General features: G+C 38.8%; 7 protein-coding genes. 6 read left to right on the top strand and 1 reads right to left on the bottom strand.

Annotated elements, in window-relative coordinates; all coding sequences use genetic code 11:
• The coding region (locus G626_RS0105955; protein WP_027727003.1) for a hypothetical protein at positions 1-247 on the bottom strand (247 nt) is incomplete at its 3' end.
• Positions 248-415: 168 nt separating this feature from the next.
• On the opposite strand from G626_RS0105955, the gene G626_RS0105950 reads away from it, so the two are divergent.
• From G626_RS0105950 to pheS, 6 genes are all read left to right on the top strand, one after another.
• Positions 416-2,005 (top strand): DUF5312 family protein, encoded by a 1,590-nt coding sequence (locus tag G626_RS0105950; RefSeq protein ID WP_022931877.1) that lies wholly within the window; start codon positions 416-418, stop codon positions 2,003-2,005.
• The gene (gene dgcA / locus G626_RS0105945) at positions 1,998-3,122 is read left to right on the top strand and encodes a diguanylate cyclase DgcA (RefSeq protein WP_022931876.1); all 1,125 of its coding nucleotides are present in this window, start codon (positions 1,998-2,000) and stop codon (positions 3,120-3,122) included. Before G626_RS0105950 ends, dgcA begins: the two co-directional genes overlap by 8 nt.
• 133 nt (positions 3,123-3,255) lie before the next feature.
• The gene (locus G626_RS0105940) at positions 3,256-3,768 is read left to right on the top strand and encodes a rhomboid family intramembrane serine protease (RefSeq protein WP_331270666.1); all 513 of its coding nucleotides are present in this window, start codon (positions 3,256-3,258) and stop codon (positions 3,766-3,768) included.
• On the top strand, positions 3,744-4,475 hold the full coding sequence (locus G626_RS15575) for a hypothetical protein (RefSeq protein ID WP_022931874.1): 732 nt from the start codon (positions 3,744-3,746) through the stop codon (positions 4,473-4,475). Before G626_RS0105940 ends, G626_RS15575 begins: the two co-directional genes overlap by 25 nt.
• Positions 4,476-4,487: 12 nt before the next feature.
• Positions 4,488-4,931: a hypothetical protein gene (locus G626_RS0105930; RefSeq protein WP_022931873.1), complete on the top strand. Its 444-nt coding sequence runs from the start codon at positions 4,488-4,490 to the stop codon at positions 4,929-4,931.
• A gap of 131 nt (positions 4,932-5,062) precedes the next feature.
• Complete coding sequence (gene pheS / locus G626_RS0105925) at positions 5,063-6,619, top strand: phenylalanine--tRNA ligase subunit alpha (protein ID WP_022931872.1); 1,557 nt, start codon at positions 5,063-5,065, stop codon at positions 6,617-6,619.
• Positions 6,620-6,711: the final 92 nt, after the last annotated feature.

The following is a 6,711-nucleotide window of genomic DNA, read 5'->3' as shown; positions in this document are numbered from 1 at the left end:
CTTTTGCCTGAGCAAAATCGGCATTGTATTCAAACTTTGTCTTTGTTACAGAGGTTTCATGTTCTATCATTCCTCTTTTTTTCTCCCTTTGAATACTTCGCCGGCTTTTATGGAAAATAGCAGCAAGTTCACCTGTGTCAGTTATCCGAGGAAAGAGATTTGTTCCCTTTAGATAAAACTCAAGAACAAGTCTTTCTTCGTATTTAAAATGGGTGAACTTTTTTTTCTTTTCTGCTATTGTTTTCATAGGTTTCTTTCCTCCGTTATTGTTTTTGTGTGGTAACAAAATTATAACAGTTCAAAGAAACCTTTTCTTTTATTTTGACGACATTATATTTTACTGCTTACAATAAAGACATCTTTTCTCAATTCATTTGCTAATTTCCCGTTTCTCTGTTAAAATATTTGCGTAAAAATGGGATTTATAAAAACAATTTCAGAATTATTCGAATCAATTTTTAAGCGTTCCTCGCCAGAAGTACAAAAAAAGCAGCAGATGAAAAAGCTGGAACAGGAAATAAGAGAGTTTCAGCCTGCAATTTGTCGTAACGGTATGCTGCTTCCGAATTTTGGAGAGGCCATTTTTGCACTTTATAAAAATACCCGTCCTTTAGACAATCTCTTTTCTGTAACTGTAAGTCAAAATGATATTCAGCGTCAGCGTCGTTTTGAAGCTCAGCTTATTGTAACGGGCTATCCGGCTGAAGATCAGGAAACCCTTAACTCACTTTCGTTTGAAAATAGAAAAGCTGATGTTCTTGCTGAAGGTCAGAATCCAGACAGGGTTTATATTCATCAGCGAAAAGAACTCGAGCGTTTGATTAAAGCCCTTAATACAGACGGATTTAAAAAGATGGATGCAGATTTACTGCAGCTTCGTCAGCTTGTTGAATTCTGTCATTATAATTACACTCCTTTCCTTCAGGCTTTTGATACTAACTTTATTCCGGCTGATTTGATGTATAAGCCTTCTTACCGTGAAATATCTCTTTCTACGGCGCAGAACCTTCTTGAAGATCTATATTTTCAGGCGAGCGGCCTTCAGATTACAACTTCTACGGCAGATGCTGTTATTGCTCTTGCCCAGCTTCGTTCCGGAAGTGATCTTTCTGAAACAGATCGGCAGGCATATCTTGGAAATCTCAAAAAAATTAACTATATAATTACAAAGATTCTGAATCCGGAAAAACTCAAGGCTCTTATTCGTCTTTGCCGTCAGGATCTGGCTTATGAGCCTGGTATAGCAAAATATACCGGTTCTCCACGTCAGGATTTTGCAAATATGCTTCAAGCCCGTTTTGATTCTGACGAGCAGCGCATTAAAACTGAAATTCAGGATGAAACAATTTCAGATGAAGTTTCAGCTCTCTTCCCGGAGATTCCTCTTGAAGATGTAGGCGTTTATAATCAGACCTATAATAATCTTTTGCAGTCTGAAGTTTCCATGTCTTTCAAATGGATTCTTCCAATGCGAATCTTAAAAACCTTCCTCAAACATTATATGCCGGAAGGAGCTAAGGCTCTTCTTAATGATATTGTAATAGAAGGTTTCTTTAATAATCCGGCCTATAAATCAAGTTTTTCATCAATTGTATTTGCGGCAATAAATGCAGATAAAGATATTGTAGACTTCGAAGAGTCCTTTGGTGCAGATAAAAAGCACAGTATTGCCGTTCTTGAAAGCTATATTAAAGACAGTAAAAAAGATAAAGACTTTTTCAAAAAACTTGAAAAAATGGTGCAGTCTATTAATGACGATGCCCATAAGGTTTTGCAGACAGAGTGTACAAACCTTTCTTCTTTAAGCCGTCAGTTAGGAGAACTCCTTGCAGATGCTAAAAAACCTTCGAGTGAAATAATTTCAAATCTTAAAGTTCTCATGATGTCTTCTCGTAACAGGGATAATACAAACTTCCTGGAATCTAATTACGAAAAATGGAATATATTTTTTGAAATTATGAAAAACTATGTTATTATTAATAGTGGTGATATAAAGCATGAGTAAAAAGAAGATTTTCGAAAGCAAAGAATCCTCTCAAAAACAGCAGGTACTGGAACAGACCATTCAGTATGAAAAGAAGATATATGATCTGGAACAGCTTCTTGATATTGCTAAGTCTTTTTGTCAGAATCTCGATTTCAGTAATCTTCTTGAATCTATTGTTTATATCTGTATGGCTCAGATGCATGTTCTTGGAGCCGAAATTTTTGTCCGCGACTTAATCACCAACGAAAATTTCATTCTCGAAACTTCTAAAGACTTCCTTTCTGAAAACAAGGTAATGCTTCCGGTAAGTACACCAATTGCTACTGTATTAAATAAAGAAAAAAGACCACTTACTTTTGAAGAACTTAAGAAAAGTTGTGGAGACTGTCCTCATATTTCTATTCTTGAATCTTTGAATCCTACTCTCATTGTTCCTCTTATTCAGAAAAATCACTTGAATGGTATGCTGATTTTGCAGGAAAGAATTGCAATTGAAGATGATGCAACTTATTCTGAGTATGAAATAAATCAGATTATGTCTATTGCAGGCCTCGCTTCTGTGGCAATTAATAATGCGGCTCTTCTGGAAATGTCTTCTACAGATATGATGACCCATCTTAAGCTTAAGTATTATTTCTTTAATCTTCTTACAGAAGCTATAGATGCTGCCTTCCTGAACAAGCAGCATGTGGCCGTTATTATGTTTGATATTGATTTCTTTAAGAAATTTAACGATACCTATGGCCATGAATGCGGAGATTTTGTCCTTAAAAGTGTTGCAGATCTTATCAGAAAAAATCTTCGTGAATCTGATGTTGCAAGCCGTTACGGTGGAGAAGAGTTTACCTGTCTTTTGATGGAGGCAGGTAAAGATGAGGCAATGGTTGTTGCTGAAAGAATCCGCTCAACAATAAATGAGCACGATTTTGTTTATAATGACCAGCACCTGCATGTAACAATTTCCGGTGGTATTTCTGTTTTTGATGCAGAAACAAATCTGGTAAGCTCACCAAACGAATTTGTAAATCAGGCAGACCAGGGCCTTTACATGTCGAAAAATAACGGAAGAAACCGCGTAACTTACTTTGATCCTAAAAGCAAGGCTGCGCTGAAGGCTGCAAATGCCAAAAAATAGATTTATTCTCAGACGTCCTTTTCCCTATACATACAGACGATATGCTCTATTTATCATCCTCATAAATTTTATTATTTTTGGTATAAGATTTGTGTATCCAAACCTCGCTGAATATGTTCATTACTATGGTGCGATGAATCCGATTCTGGTGGAGCATGGACATATGTACTGGCAGTTTTTTTCTTACATGTTCCTGCATCAGAATTTTCAGCATGTTTTTTTTAATATGCTTGCTCTGCTGATATTCGGAATAGGCTTTGAAAAGGCTGTGGGTAGCCGGGAGTTTCTGCTTTTCTATCTGATTTGCGGAGCTTTAAGCGGCTTTTTCTCTTTCCTTGTATACAGATTTACCGGGCAGAACAGAGTTTTTCTGCTTGGTGCCAGCGGCGCGGTTTATGCTGTGCTTTTCGCCTATGCAGTTTTCTTTCCGCGTTCTGTGTTTTTTATATGGGGAATAGTTCCTGTGCCGGCTCCACTAATGGTATTCATTTATGCACTGATTGAAATTGGAAGCCAGCTTTTTGGAAGAGGCTCGAATGTTGCTCATATGACCCATCTATTCGGCTTTTTTGCAGCCTGGCTTTATTTTGTGCTTAGAATGGGAATTCACCCGATAAAAATATGGAAAGATACATACAGAAGATAAAATCCGGAGCACTGGTAAAAACTCTTTTTATGCTGATTTTTCTGACCGGCATGATAAGTCCGCTTTTTTCGCAGACTCCTTCCGTTATACGAAATATCAGATTACCTCTCTGGGCAGAGCTTGATGCTTATCCTGGACTTGAGTTTTCTGAAGAAGACGGCGAAAGAAAGGACTGGAGTCAGTTTGCATTTCCGGTTTCTCAAATGCATAAAATTGCCCCTTTTATTATAAACGGCATGGTTTACGGCTGGAACTTTGTTTATGTTCCTTACGATAAGGCCCGCGGAGTAGAAGAGTATCTTGAAATTACAGAAATTGTTCCTGCAGATGTAATTCGGGGTGGAATAAAATATTCTTCTCCCTGGATTGAAAATAATAATCTGAATGCCTGGATTGAGTATGTACGTACTGATTCTCAGGTTCAAAGCTATAATCTCTGGGCTTCTATACAGAACCCGGTGATTGCCGGCCTTGGTTATGGCTCTGTGGAAAAGGGGTTTGAAGGGATAGAGGAGGCTGCCCGGGAGTCTCTTAAAGCTGCCATAAGAAATCATTATAGAAAAACAATAAAAAACAAGCCTAAAGAAATAAATGGCTCTGTTTTAATCAGAAAGTTTCCGACTCTGGGGATTGATTCAGGGCGATATGTAATAAATCTTGATTTTTTCCTAGAATGCGGTAGAATAGTAGAGTATAGTGTTTACTAGAGAGGTGACTTTATGAAGAAGATATTAACTTTGTTAGCAGTTTTTGCAGTTTTGACTACTGCAGTGTTTGCCGCTCCATATGGAGATGATTTTGCTGAAAGAGAAAAATATGATGCTGAAAAAACAACTACAAAGACAATTGTACCGGAAGATCAGCATTGTACAGATAAGAACGGAAAGGTTTGGATTGAGTATACACCTATTCATGATGAGCTGCGTATTTATTATGAAACACTTTATGTTACTTTTGATAAGGGTGAAGCAATGAATACCGTAATGGCATGTCTTCAGGACTTTCTTAAGGAATATAAATATTATACTTATGAAGGAACAACTGAAAACGGAAAACGCTATTACAATTATAAATATATGGAAGATGATAAGGTTAAGTACTTTAAGGATGACCGCAAGCAGCGCAAGGCTATGTATTCATCTCATATAAAATTAATTCGCTAACCTATTTAGTATTTATTGAAAATATTGTAAAATAAGGACTGCTTGTTGACAGTGGTTTCGATACACGCCTTGCGGCGCACTCAACCACCAGACTACTAAGCAGTCTTTATTTTTTTACAGGACATATAAAAATGGACGTTAAGAACATCATTAAAAATCTTCATCCGCTTGAAATTAAGGTTTTGTTGAAGTATTCAGGACAGGATGAGCTTACATCAGAAAAACTCCAGAAGGAACTGGAGTATAAAGAGGGTCATGCAAATCAGGCATTCTCATGGCTTTCTGGAAAGGAACTTCTTAAAGAAATTCGCCGTACTCCACATACATTCTTTGAAATTACAGAAATGGGCCGCAAGCTTGCAGAAACTGGTACTGTAGAAGAGCGCATGGTAAACTTCCTTAAAGATAAGGGCGCTCACACTATGCCGGAAATTGCTGCAGGAATTGGTCTTGAGCAGAAGGATGTTGGTTCTGCTTTTGGACCTCTTGTAAAAGACGGCGTTCTTAAAATGAATGCAGAAAAGAAGGTTGAATACACTGGTGCAGCTCTTCCTGAGCGCATTAAGGCAACTATGGACCTTGTAAAAAAGGCTATCGCTGCTGAAGGTGGCCTTCTTAATAAAGATGATTTAAGCGCTGCTGAAGCTTCTGCTATGGAAGGTCTTGCTAAAAAGCGCGGTGCTGCAGATTCTCCTTTCAAGATGATTGAGCGCGAGACTGTATTCTATAAGCTTCAGTCTGGTTTTGAACAGGTTCGCGATGCTCTTAAAAATGCCGGTGTAACTGGTAATGAAATTGGAGAAATCACTCCAAAAATGCTTGCATCTGGCGAGTGGAAGAACGGAACTTTCCGTGGTTACAACATTGCAATTCCACCTGCACGTATTATTCCTGGCCGCACAAACCCATACGTTCAGTTCCTTGAAAGCGTAAAAGACAAGCTTTGTTCTCTTGGTTTCCAGGAGTTTGATGGTCCGCTTGTAGAAACTGAATTCTGGAATGGTGATGCTCTCTTTATGCCACAGTTCCATGCTGCACGTGATATTCACGATGTATATCGCATTAAAAATCCTACACATGCAAAATTTATTGAAGAACCATATTTGAGCAATGTTAAGGCTGCTCACGAAACCGGTGGAAACACTGGTAGCCGTGGCTGGAACTACACTTTTGATAACGAGTTCACACGCCGCTTGATTTTGCGTTCACAGGGAACTGTACTGTCTGCTCATCAGCTTCACAAGGCTGAAGTTCCTGGCAAGTACTTTGGTATTGCCCGCTGTTTCCGCTATGATAAGGTAGATGCAACTCACTTGAGCGACTTCTATCAGACAGAAGGTATTATTGCCGGAAACGACGTAACACTGCGCGACCTTCTTGGTATGCTCAAGATGTTCGCAACCGAAATTGCCGGAGCAGAAGAAGTAAAATATGTTCCAGGTTACTTCCCGTTCACAGAACCTTCTATCGAAGTTCATATCAAGCACCCTGTTTTGGGCTGGTTTGAACTTGGTGGTTCAGGTATCTTCCGTCCGGAAGTTACAAAGGCTATGGGGCTTGATTGTCCTGTTCTTGCCTGGGGTATTGGTATTGACCGTATGGCATTGATGGCACTTGGCTTGAACGACCTTCGCGAGCTATTCTGCGAGGATATTGAGAAAGTACGTCTTAGAAAAGCTAAGTTCTAATAGATGCTGAAACAAGTTCAGCATGACGACGGTGGTTTCGATACGGTAGGAGCTTCAGCTCCGTACTACTCAACCACCGTATGTTTAGTAAA

Origin of the sequence: Treponema bryantii NK4A124, from assembly GCF_000421345.1 — a bacterium.
Classification (GTDB): domain Bacteria; phylum Spirochaetota; class Spirochaetia; order Treponematales; family Treponemataceae; genus Treponema_D; species Treponema_D bryantii_B.
Note: the sequence above shows the minus strand (reverse complement) of the source record. Positions and strands in the feature narration are given on the sequence as shown.

What these genes read in the sequence shown, in the direction of transcription:
- G626_RS0105950 (WP_022931877.1), top strand. Translation starts at nt 416, where the DNA reads ATGGGATTTATAAAAACAATTTCAGAATTATTCGAATCAATTTTTAAG.
- dgcA (WP_022931876.1), top strand. Translation starts at nt 1,998, where the DNA reads ATGAGTAAAAAGAAGATTTTCGAAAGCAAAGAATCCTCTCAAAAACAG.
- G626_RS0105940 (WP_331270666.1), top strand. Translation starts at nt 3,256, where the DNA reads ATGAATCCGATTCTGGTGGAGCATGGACATATGTACTGGCAGTTTTTT.
- G626_RS15575 (WP_022931874.1), top strand. Translation starts at nt 3,744, where the DNA reads ATGGAAAGATACATACAGAAGATAAAATCCGGAGCACTGGTAAAAACT.
- G626_RS0105930 (WP_022931873.1), top strand. Translation starts at nt 4,488, where the DNA reads ATGAAGAAGATATTAACTTTGTTAGCAGTTTTTGCAGTTTTGACTACT.
- pheS (WP_022931872.1), top strand. Translation starts at nt 5,063, where the DNA reads ATGGACGTTAAGAACATCATTAAAAATCTTCATCCGCTTGAAATTAAG.